Source organism: Ancylobacter amanitiformis, assembly GCF_030814815.1.
GTDB classification, from domain to species: Bacteria; Pseudomonadota; Alphaproteobacteria; order Rhizobiales; family Xanthobacteraceae; genus Ancylobacter; species Ancylobacter amanitiformis.
In genome coordinates this window covers 20192-37349 of sequence record NZ_JAUSVR010000008.1, presented here as the reverse complement: position 1 = coordinate 37349, position 17158 = coordinate 20192, and the positions used below count along the sequence as shown (strand labels likewise).

Below are 17158 nucleotides of genomic sequence, written 5' to 3'. Positions count from 1 at the left end.
GCGAAAATCAGCCATCGGCCGGCAGCAGCGCGCACGCCGCCCCGGCCCGGACCGAGACGGACAGCCGGTCGCCCTGGCCCACCGCGGCGGGCAAGGCACCGCGCGCGACATCGGCCATGAGAGCGGGGCCGCTGGCGAGACGCAGATGAACGCGCAGGCTGCGCCCCTGGAACGAGGTGCCTTCCACGATGCCGGACGCCGCGCCGGCCGGGCCCTCGCCAAGCTCCAGCACGACATCCTCCGGCCGGATGCCGACGAGCATGTCGGGCAGGGGCGTCATCGCGGCACGCCCGGCCAGCGGCACCTGGAAGGTCATGCCCCCGGCGACAAGGGTGGCGCCGGCATCGCCGGTCGCGCCGATCCGCGCCGGCAGCAGGTTCATCGCGCCGATGAAGCTGGCGACGAAACGGGTGGCGGGCCCGTCATAAAGCGTTGCCGGCGAGGCGACCTGCTCGATGCGGCCGCGATTCATCACCACGATGCGGTCCGAGATCGACAGCGCCTCGGTCTGGTCATGCGTGACCATCACGAAGGTGGTGCCAAGCTCGCGCTGCAGCCGCTTCAATTCCAGCTGCATCTGCTCGCGCAGATTGGCGTCGAGCGCCGACAGCGGCTCGTCGAGCAGAAGAAGCCGCGGCTGGCAGACCAGCGCGCGCGCCAGCGCCACGCGCTGCCTCTGCCCGCCGGACAACGCCTGCACGCGCTGGCCCGCCTTGTCGGAGAGGCCGACCAGGGCCAGCGCCTGCGCGACGCGGCGCGCCCGCTCGGCCCCCGCCATCGGGCGCAGCGACAGGCCGAAGCCGACATTCTCCGCCACGTTCATGTGGGGAAACAGCGCGTAATCCTGGAACACGGTGTTCACCGGCCGCGCGAAGGGACGCAGCGCGGTGATGTCGCGGCCGTCGATCAGCAGGCGGCCGGCAGTGGGCGTTTCGAAGCCGGCGATCACCCGCAGCGTGGTGGTCTTGCCGCAACCGGACGGGCCGAGCAGGCTGAGGAATTCACCCTCGGCGATGTCGAGGCTGATATCGTCCATGCCGACGACACCGCCGTCAAAGCGCTTGCTCACCCGCTCCAGCCGCAGCAGTGCCTCATTCGCCATCGCGCGGCTCCTTCGCCTTCTGGCTGTTCACCCACACGATGCTGCAACGCTCGGGCCGGGTGTTGCGGAAGGCGTGCAGCAGCGTGCTCTTGAAGGCGAAGCTGTCGCCCGCCTTCAGCACATAGCGCGTGGAATCCACCGTCAACTCGATCTCTCCTTCGGCAACGAAACCGAATTCGTGGCCGGAATGGGAATAGGCATCGGTTCCCCCGCCCGGTTCGACGACCACCATCATCCCGGTGAGCACCGCACCGGGGGGCGACAGCAGATCCTTGGAGATCCCCTCCGACTGAACGGGCAGCGGGCGCCGCCTGGCCGCGCGCACGCAGTAGAGATCGCTCTCCGCCTCGTCATCATCCACGATCAGCGCGGAGGGTTCGACGTCGAGCGCCGCGGCCAGCGGCCAGATCACCCGCACCCGCAGCGAGGTCATGCCACGCTCGATCTGGCTGAGCGCGCCGATGGAGATGCCGGCCCGCGCCGCGAGATCGGCGAGCGAGAGGTTGCGGGCGAGCCGCAGCGCCCGCACGCGCCGCCCCACGCGGATATCGGCCTCGTCGGCATCGCGGCCGGCCCGCTCCGTCACATCTGCAGCGTCACTCATCCATCCGTCCCTGTCATCGGCTTCCCGGCCGGCAAAGGTGATGGCCGGGAACACGGGCAGCGCAGGCCGCCCGTGGTGGTCTCGTCGAACATACCGGCGGATCAGCCGCCCGCCTTCACCTTCTCGAACATCTTGGCGAGATCGTCGGCCTGCTTCATCGGCCCGGTGAAGATGGTGGTCTTCAGCGCCACATTCGGGTCGGCGGGCAGCTGCAGGCTTTCCAGCGTCGCTTTCGGCACGGCATCGAAGGCGCTCGTGGTGGAGGCGCCATAGCCGTAATCCTCGATCAGCTTCTGACCGGAACTGGCTTCCAGCCGGCTGTTGATGAAGTCATAGGCGAGATCGGCATGCGGGCTGCCCTTGAGCAGGACGAAGCCGCAGGCCCAGGTGAGCATGCCCTCCTTCGGCTTCATGAACGCCACCGGCACGTTCTGCTTCTTCAGCGCCACCGCCGAGGCATTCCACGTCATCGCCGCCACCAGTTGGCCGCTGGCAAGCGCCTGCTCCACCGAGGTCATGTCGGTGGTGTAGCTCGACAGCAGCGGGCGCTGCTCGCGCAGCTTGGCGGCCACGATGTCGATCTGCGCCGGGGTCATGTCGAACGGGCTGACCCCGGTCAGCAGGGCGGCGACGACCGGGGTGTCGTGCACCGCGTCGATGGTGGCGAGGCGCCCGCTATAGGCCTTGTCCCACAGCAGGTTCCAGCTGGCCTCGGGATCCTTCACCAGATCGGTGCGGTAGAGGATCGAGGTGTTGCCCCAGTCCCACGGCACCATCCACACCTTGCCCGGTCCGGCCTGCAGGTCCGGCAGGTCGCGGAATACCGGGAAGATCTTGTCCCAGTTCTTGATCCGCGATGTCTCGATGGGCTCGATCAGCCCCTCCCGGCTCCAGCGCGCGACCTTGTCGTAGCAGGGATGCGCCAGGTCCGGCCGGAAGCCGGCCTTCACCTTGGTGAAGGCATCGTCGTCGTCGCCGAAGGTCGAGGTGTCGACCCCGTCGGCATGCGCCTTGAGGTAGGTGGCGTCGAACTCGGGCAGTTCGTAGCCGGACCAGGTGAAATAGGTGAGCTTGTCGCCCGCCGACGCCGCGACCGGCGACAGTGCCGTGGCGCAGGCGAGCGCGGCGGCGAGGAGGCTGGACAGGATCGTTCTCGGCGTCTTCTGGGACATGTCGGTTCTCCGTTGGTCGACGCTCGATGGCGTTCTTCTGGAAGGGGTCGGGAGGTCAGGCATTCAGGAGGTCAGGCAATCACAGGGGCAGGCGTCGCAGGCCGCGCCGGCGCAGCAGTTCGGCCGCGCCGGCGATGAGGATCGAGGAAACGAGGATCGCCGTGCCAAGCGCCATGACCGTCGGCAGGGATTTGGGAAAGCGCAGCTGGCTCCAGATGTAGAGCGGCAAGGTCGGCTGCGTGCCCGCGAGGAAGAAGGCGACGATGAACTCGTCGAAGCTGGTCAGGAAGGCCAGCATGAAGGCGGAGACGGCGGCGGGCAGCGCCAGCGGCAGCATCACGCGCCGGAACACGATGGCATCGCTCGCCCCCAGGTCCTGCGCCGCCTCGGGAAGGCTGCGCGGCACCGCGGCGAGGCTGCCGCGGATGATGATGACCGTGGTCGGCAGCGCGACCAGCACATGGCCCAGCACGATCGCCAGCCGGGAGGGCCCCAGCCCGACGAGATTGACCGCGATGAGCAGCGAAATGCCCACCACCACGCCGGGAATGAGGATCGGCATGCGCGCCAGGCCCGCGATCAGCCGGGACAGCCGCGAGCGCAGGGTGAGTTCGGCATAGGCGATGGTCATGCCGCACAGCGTGGCGAGAAACGCCGCGCAGACCCCGATGCCGAGGCTGGTCATCAGCGCCGCCTTCAGCGCCGCGTTGCCGGCGAGACCACGATACCAGTCCAGCGTGAAACCCTTCAGCGGAAACGCCGCCTGCACGGAATCGTTGAACGAGAACAGCGGGATCAGCACGATCGGCAGATAGAGGAAGACGAGATAGGCGACGAGGTAGACGCCGAGCCAGCGCGGCCGGCCGGGCGCCGAGGGAGCGGGAGCGGCGGCGGGGCTCACAGGCGGCTCCCGAAGCGATGGTCGGCGCGGCGGACGAGGAGGATCACGGCAAGGATCACCAGCATGACGACAAGGGCGAGAGCCGCCCCGAACGGCCAGTCCTGCGCCTTGCCGAACTGCGCCTGGATCAGGCTGCCGATCATCGTGCTGCTGGGCCCGCCGACCAGCGCGGGGGTGACGTAATCGCCCACTGTCGGCACGAACACGACCACCGCGCCCGCCAGCACGCCCGGCATCGAATTGGGCAGGATCACCCGCCGGAACACGGTGAACGGCGTGGCGCCGAGATCGGCCGCCGCCTCGGCCAGCGAGCGGGGAATGGCATCCAGCGACACGAGGATCGGCAGGATGGCGAAGGGCGCATAGGCATGCGCCAGCGTCAGCACCACGGCGGCCGGCGTGTTGAGCAGCGCGGTCGACGGCTCGCTCCAGATGCCGGCGGCGATGAGGCCGGAATTGAGCACGCCATTATAGGCCAGCACGATCTTCCAGGCGAAGACCCGCAGCAGGTAGCTGGTCCAGAACGGCAGCGTGACCAGGAACAGGATGAGCGCGCGCGACCGCGCATGGAAGGACAGGTAGTACGCCACGGGATAGGCGGTGACCACGGTCGCCGCCGTCACGAGACCGGCAATCGTCAGCGAGCGCAGGATGACCAGCCCATAGAGCGGCTCGCTGGCGAGGATCCTGAAATTGCCGAGCGTGAAACCGGCCCCGAACAAGGACCCGTCATTGAAGCGGAACGCGAGGATGGCGAGCAGGCCGAGCGCGAACAGGATCAACCCGAGCGTGACGACCGATCCCGGCAGCATCAGCGCCACGCGGAAGGCCGAACCGGGTCGTTGGGGCTGTCCAGAAGTGCCGAGATCGGCCATCACCGCTCCATTGACATGAAACAGGTGAAGATTTTTTCATTTTTATGAATGTGTCAAGCGCGATTTCCGCGGCGGGCTGAGCGCGCCCCACCTCGAACCGGCGGGGAATGGGAGATGGCATCGCACGCAAGGCCCGCGCGAAGGCGATGCCTTGCCCGCGCGCGCATCCACGCGGGCAAGGCGGGCAAAGCGGGCAAAGCGGGCAAAGCGGGCAAAGCGGGCATCCATGGCGATGCCGATATGCAGGATCCAGCGAAAGGAGAGCGCTTTCTTCATGAAAATGCTACGAGCATTTTCACAGATCGTCCCGCCCCAGAAGAGGGCTCTTCCGCCGCCGACGCATCGCCCCGCTCGCCATAGGCGAACATCAAATCGGCCCCCTCTCGACCGGGCGAGCAAGCATGCCGCCACGCGATCGGAGCGCCTGCCGGACGAGCCCCCCGCGCGGTCGGCGAGAACCCGCCCGGAATGATTGGCGAGCGGGTTGGGGACAGGGCGGAGCGGGTGGCCAGACGCAGCCAGACGGCTCCGACGGCCGTGCAGGCGAGTATTACCGAACAGGAAGGTGCGCGGGTCGGGCCGGAATGCCAGGGACGCCACTATGCCCGCGCCCGATCGGCGCGCCTCGTTGAAACCCGGGACAGCCGGCCGCGCGGTCCACCGACCTTGATGAAGGTGACCTCGACAGCCGGCCCCTCGCGTCAGCCCAGCGAGAACAGCGTCTCGTCCGCCAGTCCAGCGCGCAGGGTCCGCAGCAGGGGGGCGTCGTGCAGGATCGCGTCGACACGGTCGGCGTCAGGACCATTTTCCCGATCGTCCTCCAGCATCGGAATTTCGGCGCGGATCGCCTCGTAGAGGGCGCCGGTCGTCGGGGCGAGACGCGGCGTGCCCCGCAGATCCACGGCCTGCGTGGCCACAAGCGCCTCGATCGCGAAGATCAGCCGCAGCGGCAGGATCTGCTCCTCCAGCTTGCGGATGGTCAGCGGCGTCTGCGGCGCATGATCCTCGACGGATTCCGACACGGGGATCGAATCCGTGCTGGCCGGGAAGGCTTTCAGGCGCACTTCCCCCTGCAGGGCGGATACCGTCTTCTGCATGGAGTTGTAGCCGTTCGACGCCCCCCCGAGCGGGGATAGATATTTGGGCAGGCCCGACAATTGCGCGTTCATCATCTTGATGGTGCGATAGGCCGAGGCGGTGGCGAGCTGCGTATTGACGATCGCCATCGTGTCGAAGCTGAGGGCGATGTCGGGCGTGTGGAAATTGGCCGTCGACAGAATCAGGTCGTCGTCGGCCATGACGAGCGGGTTGTCGGCGGCGGCGTTGATTTCCGTCCGCACACTGCCAACGGCCGTTTCGAAGCTCGCGAGAGCCGGGCCATATATTTGCGACAGCACGCGGAAGCACAGCGCATCCTGAATCGAGCGCGCCGCGCCCGCGTCATGGAGATAGCTGCCGCTGAGGGCGGCACGGAAGGCGCCTGCCGCCGCCTCCTGTCCCCGCGCGGGACGGGCCGCGGCGAGGCGGGCGTCGAAAATCCGGGGATTGGCGCCATAGCCCTCTCCCGCGAGCGCCGCGACCGCCATGGACGCGACCAGCACGTCGGAAAGTTCCGCCAGCACGAGCGAGGCATAGCCGCACGAGACGGCGCTCGCGTTGAGGATGGCCAGCCCATCCTTGGGGCCGAGCCTCGCCGGCGCCAGGCCCGCGGCGCGAAGCGCCTCGCCGGCAGGCTGGCGGCGCCCCTGCACGTAGACCTCGCCCAGTCCGATCAGCGTCGCGCCAATATGGGCACACAGACCCAGATCGCCCCCGCCGATGGAGCCCCGTCCCGGCACCACGGGGGTGATGCCCGCGTTGAACATGGAGACCATGAGGTCGAGCACCGCGGGCGTGATGCCCGAACCACCCTGCGCCATGCCGATGATACGGCACAGCAGCATCGCCCTGCCCGCCCGCTCCGGGAACGCCTCGCCGACGCCGATGCAGCGCCCGCGAACCATCTTGACCTGGAAAGCCTCGATCTCCTCCGGCGGAATCCGGTAGCCGACATTCCCGCCAAGGCCGGTGTTGAGCCCGTAGATCGGCTCGTCGCCGGCCGCATAGCGATCCACCACCGCACGCGCGGCCGCCACGCGCGCGACAGCGGCGGGATCGAGCGCGATCTGGCTTCCCGGTTCGACAAGCGACAGGATGGTGCCGAGACTGACGGTCGTCGAACCCAGTTGCATGAGACTCACGCGCGTTTCCTTTTCAATGGTCGAAGCGGCAGGTGGGGCGGCAGGTGGGGCAGCAGCTGGGCATGCGACACTATCGGGCGGCGGCGGGACAGGCGGCCGGGGCCGCGAATTCCTGCATCGTGCGGGCATACCATTCCACGAAGGTCCAGACGCCGTGTTCGGAGGCCTCGGCATAGGGGCCGGGGCGGTAGCCGACGGAGCGGACGCCGCGCTGATTGCGCTCGACAAGCCGCCGGTCCTGGTCGTTGGTCTCGCGCCAGACCTGGACGAGCCGTTCCAGATCGTAGTCCACGCCTTCGACCGCCTCGGAATGGACGACCCAATGGCAGGTAACGGTCGTCTCCTCGGCCGATTTCGGCAGCATCTGCACGACAATGGCGTAGTCGGCGTGGATATGGCCGAACATGCTGGGATAGTGGGTGAAGCGCAGCGAGCCGATATCCTGCTCCGGCCTGTCGCCTAGGCGCCTGGCGACGGCCGGCTGCCCATCCATCGTGATCGAGAGATTTCCCTCTTTGAAGGGCATGCGGCCGACGCGGAAATCGGCGCCGTCCCGGGTGACGCTCGGCAGGCCGGCGGCTTCGCAGCGCTGCCAGAACGAGGCGATGTACGGATCGCTCCAGGGATCGGCGAAGTCGAAAATCAACAATGTGTTCATCAGTTCAGGGTGGCCGGCCTGGCAATGGTCGCATTCGCGGGCATTTTCCATGACGAGCTTCCAGTTGCCCCGCTCATGCAGGGTCACCGAATGCACGACCTTGCCATTGGCCAGCGCGTGCGGTGCCGCCGCGGGTGCCAGCACCGCGGCGAGCGGCTCGATATCGGGCGCCGCGTCCGCGAGGCAGACATAGATCAGCCCCGCAATGTCGCGAATGTGGACGGGGCGCAGGCCGAGCCGCGACTTGTCGGCGGCGGGGTCGAGGTTCGGCGCGCGCACAAGCCGCCCGCCCAGATCATAGGTCCAGTGATGATAGGGGCAGACAAAAGACGATTTGTGCCCGCACGGCTGGTCGACGACGATCGAACCGCGATGGCGGCATGTGTTGAAGAACGCACGTACCTGCCGTTCGCGATCGCGGCAGACGATGACGGAGGTCTCGCCGATCTCGAAGGAGAAGAAGTCGCCGGGCTCGCGAATCTGGCAGGAAAGGCCGGCGAAGATCCAGCGCGCTTCAAAGACGGCCTGCATGTCCAGCCGGAAGAATTCGGGATCGGTATAGAAAGGCCTCGGCAACGAGGTGTGCGGGGACCGCGCGCGCAATAGTTGCGCCATCCTCTCCCGAGCACTCGCGTCGGACCCAGTTACTTCAAACAGATCGCCATCCATCGCCTGTATTTCCCCGGTTTTATCGGGTGATACGCCCGAGGAATATTACAGGCCAAGGATGCGGATGTTATATTTGTTGACATTGGCGGTATTTGGTTGTCATTTGATTTGAATAGTAAAAACCGTAAACTGATTGATGCAACAGGTGTGAAAGTGAACGCGATCGATGCTGCCGCCACCTTTCGCCGACGCCTGCAATCCCTGATCGACCGCTCGGGACTCAATCAGGCGGCCTTTGCCCGCATGACGACGATCGACCGCTCGACGCTGTCACAGCTTCTCTCGGCGGATGGCGCGCGAATGCCGCGCGCGGACACGCTCGTCGCGCTCGCCGGCGCCTGTCACGTCTCGGTCGATTGGCTGCTCGGCCTGACCACCCATGAGGAGGTCGGCACGCAGATCATCGACTCGGTCATGCAGATTCAGGCCCACACGCGCTCACCCATCGATGAGCGGTTCGTGGAATGGCTGCGCGAGGCGGAGGGTTATCGTGTGCGCACCGTGCCCGAGAGCTTTCCCGATTTCCTGAAGACCGAAGACGTCCTTCGCTTCGAATATCAGGGCTCGGCCTTCAACAAGATCGTGGGTTCGCTCGATATCGTGGAGACGCGCCTCGCCCTGATGCGCCGACCCGAGAGCGAGCTTGAAGTCTGCACGTCGGTCCAGGCCATCACCATGATGGCCAAGGGAGAGGGCAAGTGGGAAGGTCTCAGCAAGTCCGTGCGCCGCCGGCAGCTTGAGCATTTCGCCCAGCTCTATTCGGAGCTTTATCCAAGTCTCCGCATATATTTGTACACTCTTACGGAAACCTATTCCAATCCCTTCACGGTATTCGGGCCCCAGCGCGTGGCCTTGTTCCTGGGCACCAGCTTCCTCCTGCTCAACAGCATCGAACATGTCCGGCTTTTCAGCCGGCGGTTCGATGAGCTGATCAAGCTTGCCGTGGTACAGCCCAATCAGGTGACGGATACTCTCGGGGACATTCTCAGCGAACTCGCCTAGGGCTTTCCCGGCTTCCGCCACGGTCGCAGATCGCGACGGGCCGGTTCGATCGGCACATGATCGTTTACAATATGAACGATAAAATACTAAGCGCACTTTTCGGCGCCTGGATATTACCGTTGTATCGCCTTTGCGGCGCACCCTATTTTTTGTCTATACAAATTTCAGCGCCTGACTTTACGCCCCCGGCTTTCTGCGAAAGGATCGCTTTCAAAGAACGGGCAAAGTCCCGCGTTTTCCAGAGAACACAAGGGAACATGATGGATCATTTCATGTCGCGTCGAGCGTTCGTCGGAGCATCGGCGGCCGCGCTCACGCTAGCCATGGGCGCAAGCTCCTCGGTCTCGGCCCAGCCCAAAAGCACCATCACCGTCCGGATCGACCGCGACATCACGGCGCTGGACCCGGCCTTCCGCGGCGGCCCCCATGACGCGAACGTCGTGCGAGCGGTGTTCCAGAGGCTGGCGGCGCTGAAGGTCGACGGATCAGGCCTCGAACTCGATGCCGCGGCCGAACTGAAGCAGGTCGATCCGACGCTCATCGAGTTCACCCTCAAGCCCGGACAGATGTTCACCGACGGCTTCGGCGAGATGACCGCCGAGGACGTCAAGTTTTCCTTCGAGCGTTTCGCCGTGGCGCCGGTCGACGGCAAGGTATCGCCCTACAAGGCCGATTGGGCGGGGCTGACCGAGGTTGAAGTCACGGGAACCTATACCGGCCGCATCAAGCTGTCGGCTCCCAATGCCGGACTGATGACGATCGCGATCGGCGACTGTTCGGGTTGCATCGTTTCGAAGAAGGCGGTTCTGGAGCGCGGGGCGGAGCACAACACCCATCCGGTCGGCTCGGGGGCCTATCAGGTCGCTTCCGTAGAGAAGCAGCGCGGCGCGGTCCTGCGTCGCAACCCGGACTATAAGGGTGCCAGGCCGGCATTCGAAGAAATCCGCGTCAACTTCATCCAGGATCCGAAGACCACCGAACTCGCGTTGCGCTCCGGTGAGCTCGACTTCGCGGTTCTGCCCCCCTCCATCGCCGAGCCGATGCGCGGCGCGAGCGGCCTCAGCGTCGAGAACTATCCCGGCCTCGCCTATATCTGGCTGGGCATCAACATGCAGAAGGCGCCCTTCACCGACGTGCGCGTGCGCCAGGCCGTGCGGCTCGCGCTCGACGTCGACCAGATCCTGCTTGCCGGCTTCAATGGCAAGGCGCCGCGCCTCAATGCTCTGGTGATGCCGCCCGTGCTTGGGTACTGGAAGGACGCCCCGATCTACAAGCGCAACGTCGCGGAAGCCCGCCGGCTCCTGGCTGAAGCCGGCCAGACCTCGATCAAGACGCGCATCACCATTCTCAATCAGCCGGCTTACCAGAGCATGGCCCTGGTTGCCCGCGCCCTGCTGCAGGAAGTGGGCATCAGCGCCGAAGTCGATGTTCAGGAGGGCGGAACCTACTGGGACGCCGGAAAGGGCGAGGCCGGCAAGAACATCGACATGTTCCTGATGCGCTTCAACGGAAAGCTCGATCCCAGCTTCCTGATGCAATGGTTCACGTCGAGCCAGATCGGCCTGTGGAACTGGCAACGCTTCGCCAGCCCGGAATATGACCAGCTCGCCCAGCAGGCGATCCGCGAACTCGACCCCGCCAAGCGCGCCGAGATCGCCATCAAGGCCCAGCAGGAAATGGACAAGTCGGCCGCGTTCGTCTGGCTGACCAACGATGTCGCCTATGTCGTGCGGCGCACCAGCGTCAAGCCGGCATTCCTGCCGGGGGCGATCGACTGGCAGCTCGACAAGTTCACCCCGGCCTGACGCAGCAATCCAAAGGGGAGTTGCTGCCGCATGCGCGAAACGCTCCGTTACGTTGCCAGTCGATTGGCGACGACGTTCCTGATTGTCCTGGGTGCGATGATCCTGCTCTTCGCCCTCTCGGCGCTGGTACCCGGCGATCCCGCCACCGCCCTGCTGGGGCCGGCGGCGACGCCCGAATATGTGCAGCGCTTCATCCAGGAGATGGGGCTGGACCAGCCGTGGTATCGCCGGCTGTTCAGCTTCATGGCGAACGTGTTCGTCGGAAACCTCGGAACGGACGTGCTGTCGGGGCAGCCCGTCACGCAGATCATTGCCAATGTGCTGCCCTACACGTTCATCCTCACCTTCACCTCCATCGGCCTGGCCGTCGCCTTCGGCGTGCCGCTCGGGTGCTATGCCGCCACGCATCGCGGCTCGCTGCTCGACCATCTGCTTGCCTTCGTCAGCGTGGCGTTCATCGCTATCCCGTCCTTCGTGATAGCGATCTTTCTTCTGCTCATCTTCGCGATCTGGCTGGACTGGCTTCCGGTCATGGGTGCGGGCGAGGCGGGAAACTGGCTCGATCAGGCCCAGCGCCTGATCCTGCCGACGATCGCGCTCAGCGTCGGCTGGATCGGGTTCATCGCCCGGCTGGTCCGCAGTTCCATGCTGGAGACCATGGGGGAGAACTTCATCCGGCTGTCGCGAGCCTACGGACTTTCCAACCGTCTCATCACCTACAAATACGCGCTCAAGAACGCCTGCATTCCGACCCTCGCGGTGCTCGGCATGGGGGTTGGGCGCCTGCTCGGCGGCGCGGTCCTGGTCGAGATCGTGTTCTCCCGGCCCGGTCTGGGCCGGCTCATGTTCGATGCGATCTCGACGCGCAACTTCCCCGTTCTGCAGGGCACCGTGCTGGTGGTCGTTCTCATCTTCGTACTGACGAACCTGCTGGTCGATCTCAGCTATGCGGCCATCGACCCGCGCATTCGCCGTCAGGGATCCCGATGACAGCCTTTGCCGCCACAAGGGCGACCTTCGCCCGCATCCTGTCCGGTCCCGGCGGTATCGTAGGCACGGTCATCATCGTCCTCGTCGTCGGGTCGGCGATATTCGCGCCTCTGGTCGTCACGCACGACCCCGATGCGCTGGATATCCTCAACCGCTTCTCCGGCCCGTCCGCGGCGCACTGGCTCGGCACCGACAATCTCGGGCGCGATCTCTACAGCCGCCTCGTCTACGGGGCGCGCGTCGCGATGATGGTGGCGCTGTTTGCCATCGGCTCGGCGCTGGTGGTGGGAACACTGCTCGGCATGCTCGCCGCATCGCTGAACGCGCGCGGGGAGCGCCTGCTGCTGATCGTCTTCGACATCATCTCGTCCTTTCCCAGCCTCGTGCTGGCGCTTGCCGTGGTCGCCGTGTTCGGCCCGTCGACCGCACTGGTCACGGCGATCGTGGCGGTGACGCTGATGCCGCATTTCGGGCGGGTTGCCCGCGCGCAGATGCTCACCCTGCGCCACGCCCCGTTCATCGAGGCGGAGCGGCTCATCGGCGCCTCACCCGTGCGTATCGCGCTGTCGCATATCCTGCCGAACATTGCCGGCCCGCTCGTGGTGCTCGCCAGCATCGATATTCCGGTCGTCATCACCATTGAGGCCGGTCTGTCCTTCATCGGCCTGGGTGTGCGGCCGCCGCTCGCGAGCTGGGGCACGCTGATCTATGACGGCTATGCCTACCTGTCGGATTCCAGGGTTCCGGTCATCGTCGCCAGCGCGGCTCTCGCCATCGCGACGCTGGGCTTCACCCTTTTCGGCGAAGCCTTGCGCGACGCGGTCGATCCCCGGCTCGATCGAGAGGGACGTTGAGATGAACCCCGATCTCCCCATGATCGCGATCCGCAACCTCAAGCTCGACGCCCGCACCGAGCACGGGCCGGCGCACATCCTGCGCGGCATTGATCTCGGATTCGGGCGCGGACGCATTGTCGGCGTGGTGGGCGAGTCCGGGTCGGGAAAGTCGACCCTCGTGTCCTGCCTGTTGCGGCTGCTGCCGAGCAACATCGAGCGGCTGGAGGGCGAGATCCTGTTCGACGGGATCGACCTCCTCAAGCTCTCCCCATCGGACATGAACGACTGGCGGGGACGCAAGATCGCCATGGTGTTCCAGGACCCGATGACGGCCCTCAACCCGCTCTTCACGATCAACACGCATCTCAGGGACGTACTGAAACGGCGATTTCCGCAGATCTCCGCGCGCGAGGCCCGCGAGCGCAGCCTTGCCATGTTGACCAAGGTCGGCATTTCCGACGCTTCCGCCCGGCTTGACGCCTATCCTCACCAACTCTCCGGCGGCATGCGCCAGCGTATCGTGATCGCGATGGCACTTCTGGTCGAGCCGGACCTGTTGCTCGCGGACGAGCCCACCACGGCTCTGGACGCCACGGTCGAGGCACAGATCGTCGATCTGTTCGACCAGCTCCGGCAGGATTTTTCAGGCTCGATCGTCTTCATCTCGCATCATCTCGGCCTCGTTGCCGAGCTCTGCGACGACCTTTGCGTCATGTATGGCGGAACGATCGTGGAGACCGGCCCTGTCGCCGAGGTGCTGGCCCGGCCGCGCCATCCCTATACCCGCGCCCTGCTCGACTGCGAGATAGAAGACGACCATGGGGGGCGGCTCGCCACCATACCGGGCGAGGTGCCGAGCGCGACCTGGGCCATGGATGCCTGCATCTTCGCCAGCCGCTGCGCCCATGTCGCCGATATCTGCCGCACGGGGCCGACAGCGCTGGAGACGGTCGCCATCGGCCACAAGGCCGCCTGCAAACGCTCGCGGGAGGTTCTGCCGTGAACGCCGGGCGTACCCCCATCCTGTCCATGGATTCGGTGAGCGTCGCCTTCGGCGACAAGGTCCGCGCGCTTGACGATGTGTCCTTGAACATCGCGCGCGGGGAGATTGTCGGTCTCGTCGGCGAATCCGGCTCCGGCAAAAGCACGCTGTGCCGCACGTTGATGGGGCTTGGCGAGGCGACCTCCGGCACGGTCCGCATCGATGGCGAGCCATTGGCGGACCGCCTGGATCGGGACCGGCTCGGGTTCCGCCGCGAAGTGCAGATGCTGCTTCAGGATGCCGTGGCCTCTCTCTCGCCGCGCATGCGCGCGCGCCGGCTCGTGGAGGAGCCGCTCCACGTGCATCGCCTGCCGCTCGCGGCGGGGCGCGCGCGTATTCTGACCCTGCTCAAGCGCCTCGGCCTGCCCGAAAGCGCGCTGGAGAAGTTCCCGCACCAGCTTTCCGGCGGGCAGGCCCGGCGTGTCGCCATCCTGCGTGCCCTGATACTGCAACCACAGGTCATCGTCGCCGACGAACCCACGGCAGGGCTCGACGTCTCGGTGCAGGGCGAGTTGCTGAACCTGATGCTGGACCTGCACGCCGAGTTCAGGCTGACCTACCTGATCGTCAGTCATAACCTGAATGTCGTTCGCCGCATCACGACACGCAGCGTGGTCATGTATCTCGGCCAGATCGTGGAAGAAGCGCCAACCGCAGCGCTGTTCCGCGCGCCCGCCCATCCCTATACGGCAGCGCTGCTCTCCACCAACCCGGTGGTCGATCCGGGCAAGCGGCGCGTGCGCATCGTGCTGCGGGGAGAGATTCCCAGCCCGATCAACGTCCCGAGCGGCTGTCGTTTCCATACGCGCTGCCCCCACGTGCAACCGCGCTGCCGACAGGACATGCCGGATCTGCGGGCGCTGGCCGATGGCCGCAAGGTGCGCTGCCACTTTCCCCTGGCCGAAACCGCGGGTATGGCCTGATGCCCCTGCTCACCCTGGATGAGATCGAGACATTCGCGCGCGACGCGCTGACGGACTGCGGCGCTAGCGCGCCCGTCGCCGCCTCCGTGTCACGCTCGGTACGTCGCGCCGAGGCCGACGGCATCGGCAGCGTCGGGCTTGGCTACCTCGGCACCTATCTCGCCCACCTGAAGAGCGGAAAGGTCGACGGGCGGGCGGAGCCACGCGTGAACCGCGCCCGCGCCGGCGCCGTGCTCGCCGATGCACGCCATGGCTTCGCGCATCCGGCCTTCGACCTCGCCCGCCCGGTGCTGGTCGAGGCCGCGCAGGATGCGGGGACGGCAACGCTGGCGATCCGACGATCCTACTCCATCGGGGTTGTCGGCCATCCGGTCGAGGATCTCGCGGAAGCGGGGCTCATCGCCCTGGCCTTTACCAACTCACCGCCGAACATCGCGCCATGGGGCGGCCGAAAGCCGCTTTTCGGAACCAATCCGCTTGCCTTCGCCGCACCGCGCAGGGCGGGGCCCCCGATCGTCATCGACCTCGCGACGAGCCAGGTGACAAAGGTGTCGCTGGTGGCCGCGGCGAAGGCCGGCACGCCTCTTCCGGAGGGCTGGGCCCTGGATGCCGAGGGGCAACCGACGACCGACCCTGCTGCGGCACTCTCGGGGTCCATGGCGCCGTTCGGCGGGGCGAAGGGCGCCGCCGTCGCGCTGATCGTCGAAATACTCGCGGCCGGCCTGACAGGGGCGAACTTCTCAAAGGATGCCTCGGCCTATGCGCGGACGGATGGACCTCCGCCCGGCGTCGGCCAGTGCATCGTCGCCTTCGATCCATCGGCCTTTGCAGACGGTTTTGCCGAGCGCATCGAGGACCTGATCGGCGCCATCCATGCGCAGGAAGGAGCCCGGCTGCCGGGCGCACGTCGGCTGGCGGCCCGCGAGGCCTCGCAGACACGGGGCGTCGAGGTTGATGCCGCCCTGCTCACCCACATCGAGAAAATCAGATTCGCATGAAGATCGCCGCCATCCGCGCCACGCCGGTCAATATTCCGCTTGAGGCCCCCTATCTCTGGTCCTACGGCTCGCTGGCGGGGTTCTCGAAGACCATCGTCGAGGTCGAAACCACCGACGGGCTGGTGGGTCTTGGTGAGGGCCCTTCCCCCGCCAATGCCGCCACCATCCTGAACATGTTCGCGCCGCGCCTGATCGGGCAGGATCCCATCGATATCGAGGCCTGCGAGCGCCTGTGCCTGCCATCCTGGCGCGGCGTCTATACCGACGTCGATTTCGCCAGCATCCGCGCCTTCGGGGCGGTCGAGATGGCACTTTGGGACCTGCGCGGGAAGGCCTGGGGCCGCCCGCTCCACGATCTCTTCGGCGGACGGGTGCGCGATACCGTCGCCTTCACCGACTATTTTTCCTTTCGCGAGGAAAAGGACGGCATTGGCGGCGAAAGCGACCCGCAGGCCGTTCTCGACTACTGCCTGCGCCAGCGGGAGAATTTCGGCACCACCATGTTCGAGGGCAAGCTCTCGACCGCCGACCCGGGCCCGTCCATCCGCACGCTGGAACGGTTGCGCGAGGGACTGGGCGATGAGGCGATACTGCGCATCGATTCGAACAAGGCCTACTCCCTCAGCGCCGCCATACGCATCGCCAAGGCGATCGATCCCCTCGACATTCGCGCCTGGGAGGACCCGGTCTCCAGCTTCGAGGACATGGCGAAGCTTCGGCAGCACACCGCGATACGGTTTTCGGCGCACACGCCGGACTTGCGCCGCGCGGTTGCCCTGGGCGTGCCCGACGCGTTCTGCACGGACGTCAACGTCCATGGCGGCATTGGCCGCGCGCTGAAGTTCATTGCGGCATGCGAGCTGATGGGGCTCGATTTCTGGTGCTATTCCGGCGATTCCGGCATTGCGAGCACGGTCTACCTGCACCTGGCGGCCGCGCATGAGCACATTCGCGAGCCCTCGCAGTCCCTGTTTCACATGCAGCCTTTCGACGTCGTCGAGGAAGGCCCGCTTCGCCCGCGCGACAATGTCGTGCGCGTGCCGACCGGTCCCGGAATCGGCGTGACCCTGTCGCCGGACAAGCTCGCCTTCTGCCACCGGCATTTCGTCGAGCATGGCCCGTTCAACAAGTTCCACGATCCGGACCGGCCGGGCGTGTTCAGGAGATTGCCGCTGGCATAGCGGCACGACGACCCGGGCGCGGCTCGGGAAACCGTGGAGCGTCGAGTGTCCGTTCTCCGGCACGGCGCCGATCGCGGCGACACGCCATGCCACGCCATGCCACGCCGCGCCCCACGCCGCGCCCGATGCCGCGCGTCACGCAGAGCGGCGCCATGAAGCC

General features: G+C 66.4%; 15 protein-coding genes. 8 read left to right on the top strand and 7 right to left on the bottom strand.

The genetic code is table 11. The features are described 5' to 3' along the window. Positions 1-7: 7 nt before the first annotated feature. The 7 genes from QOZ99_RS13160 to QOZ99_RS13130 form a co-directional block, all read right to left on the bottom strand. A complete protein-coding gene (locus QOZ99_RS13160; RefSeq protein ID WP_306890444.1) occupies positions 8-1102 on the bottom strand; it encodes an ABC transporter ATP-binding protein in 1095 nt (364 codons plus the stop codon). Further along, positions 1092-1706 carry a helix-turn-helix domain-containing protein gene (locus tag QOZ99_RS13155; RefSeq protein WP_306890443.1) on the bottom strand — a complete coding sequence of 205 codons (615 nt, stop codon included), beginning with the start codon at positions 1704-1706 and terminating at the stop codon, positions 1092-1094. Before QOZ99_RS13155 ends, QOZ99_RS13160 begins: the two co-directional genes overlap by 11 nt. Positions 1707-1807: 101 nt before the next feature. Then, positions 1808-2878: an ABC transporter substrate-binding protein gene (locus QOZ99_RS13150; RefSeq protein ID WP_306890442.1), complete on the bottom strand. Its 1071-nt coding sequence runs from the start codon at positions 2876-2878 to the stop codon at positions 1808-1810. A gap of 79 nt (positions 2879-2957) precedes the next feature. Continuing rightward, complete coding sequence (locus tag QOZ99_RS13145) at positions 2958-3779, bottom strand: ABC transporter permease (protein WP_306890441.1); 822 nt, start codon at positions 3777-3779, stop codon at positions 2958-2960. Next, positions 3776-4654: an ABC transporter permease gene (locus QOZ99_RS13140; protein ID WP_306890440.1), complete on the bottom strand. Its 879-nt coding sequence runs from the start codon at positions 4652-4654 to the stop codon at positions 3776-3778. Before QOZ99_RS13140 ends, QOZ99_RS13145 begins: the two co-directional genes overlap by 4 nt. 701 nt (positions 4655-5355) lie before the next feature. Next, a complete protein-coding gene (locus tag QOZ99_RS13135; protein ID WP_306890588.1) occupies positions 5356-6885 on the bottom strand; it encodes an HAL/PAL/TAL family ammonia-lyase in 1530 nt (509 codons plus the stop codon). 79 nt (positions 6886-6964) lie between these two features. Further along, positions 6965-8128 carry an aromatic ring-hydroxylating oxygenase subunit alpha gene (locus QOZ99_RS13130; protein ID WP_306890439.1) on the bottom strand — a complete coding sequence of 388 codons (1164 nt, stop codon included), beginning with the start codon at positions 8126-8128 and terminating at the stop codon, positions 6965-6967. A 246-nt stretch (positions 8129-8374) separates the two neighbouring features. Here QOZ99_RS13130 and QOZ99_RS13125 point away from each other — a divergent pair, with 246 nt between their 5' ends. The 8 genes from QOZ99_RS13125 to QOZ99_RS13090 are packed head-to-tail and all read left to right on the top strand — an operon-like array spanning position 8375 to position 16998. Continuing rightward, positions 8375-9223 carry a helix-turn-helix domain-containing protein gene (locus tag QOZ99_RS13125; RefSeq protein WP_306890438.1) on the top strand — a complete coding sequence of 283 codons (849 nt, stop codon included), beginning with the start codon at positions 8375-8377 and terminating at the stop codon, positions 9221-9223. Positions 9224-9279: 56 nt separating this feature from the next. Next, positions 9280-11028, top strand: coding sequence for an ABC transporter substrate-binding protein (locus QOZ99_RS13120; protein WP_306890437.1), 1749 nt, complete (start codon positions 9280-9282; stop codon positions 11026-11028). A 30-nt stretch (positions 11029-11058) separates the two neighbouring features. Continuing rightward, complete coding sequence (locus QOZ99_RS13115) at positions 11059-12018, top strand: ABC transporter permease (RefSeq protein ID WP_306890436.1); 960 nt, start codon at positions 11059-11061, stop codon at positions 12016-12018. Next, positions 12015-12872, top strand: coding sequence for an ABC transporter permease (locus QOZ99_RS13110; protein ID WP_306890435.1), 858 nt, complete (start codon positions 12015-12017; stop codon positions 12870-12872). The genes QOZ99_RS13115 and QOZ99_RS13110 overlap by 4 nt, the downstream gene beginning before the upstream one ends. A gap of 1 nt (position 12873) precedes the next feature. Continuing rightward, complete coding sequence (locus QOZ99_RS13105) at positions 12874-13857, top strand: ABC transporter ATP-binding protein (RefSeq protein ID WP_306890434.1); 984 nt, start codon at positions 12874-12876, stop codon at positions 13855-13857. Beyond that, complete coding sequence (locus tag QOZ99_RS13100; RefSeq protein ID WP_306890433.1) at positions 13854-14819, top strand: oligopeptide/dipeptide ABC transporter ATP-binding protein; 966 nt, start codon at positions 13854-13856, stop codon at positions 14817-14819. The genes QOZ99_RS13105 and QOZ99_RS13100 overlap by 4 nt, the downstream gene beginning before the upstream one ends. After that, a complete protein-coding gene (locus tag QOZ99_RS13095) occupies positions 14819-15817 on the top strand; it encodes an Ldh family oxidoreductase (RefSeq protein WP_306890432.1) in 999 nt (332 codons plus the stop codon). The genes QOZ99_RS13100 and QOZ99_RS13095 overlap by 1 nt, the downstream gene beginning before the upstream one ends. Beyond that, positions 15814-16998, top strand: a complete 1185-nt coding sequence (locus tag QOZ99_RS13090; protein ID WP_306890431.1) for a mandelate racemase/muconate lactonizing enzyme family protein — start codon at positions 15814-15816, stop codon at positions 16996-16998. The genes QOZ99_RS13095 and QOZ99_RS13090 overlap by 4 nt, the downstream gene beginning before the upstream one ends. Positions 16999-17158: the final 160 nt, after the last annotated feature.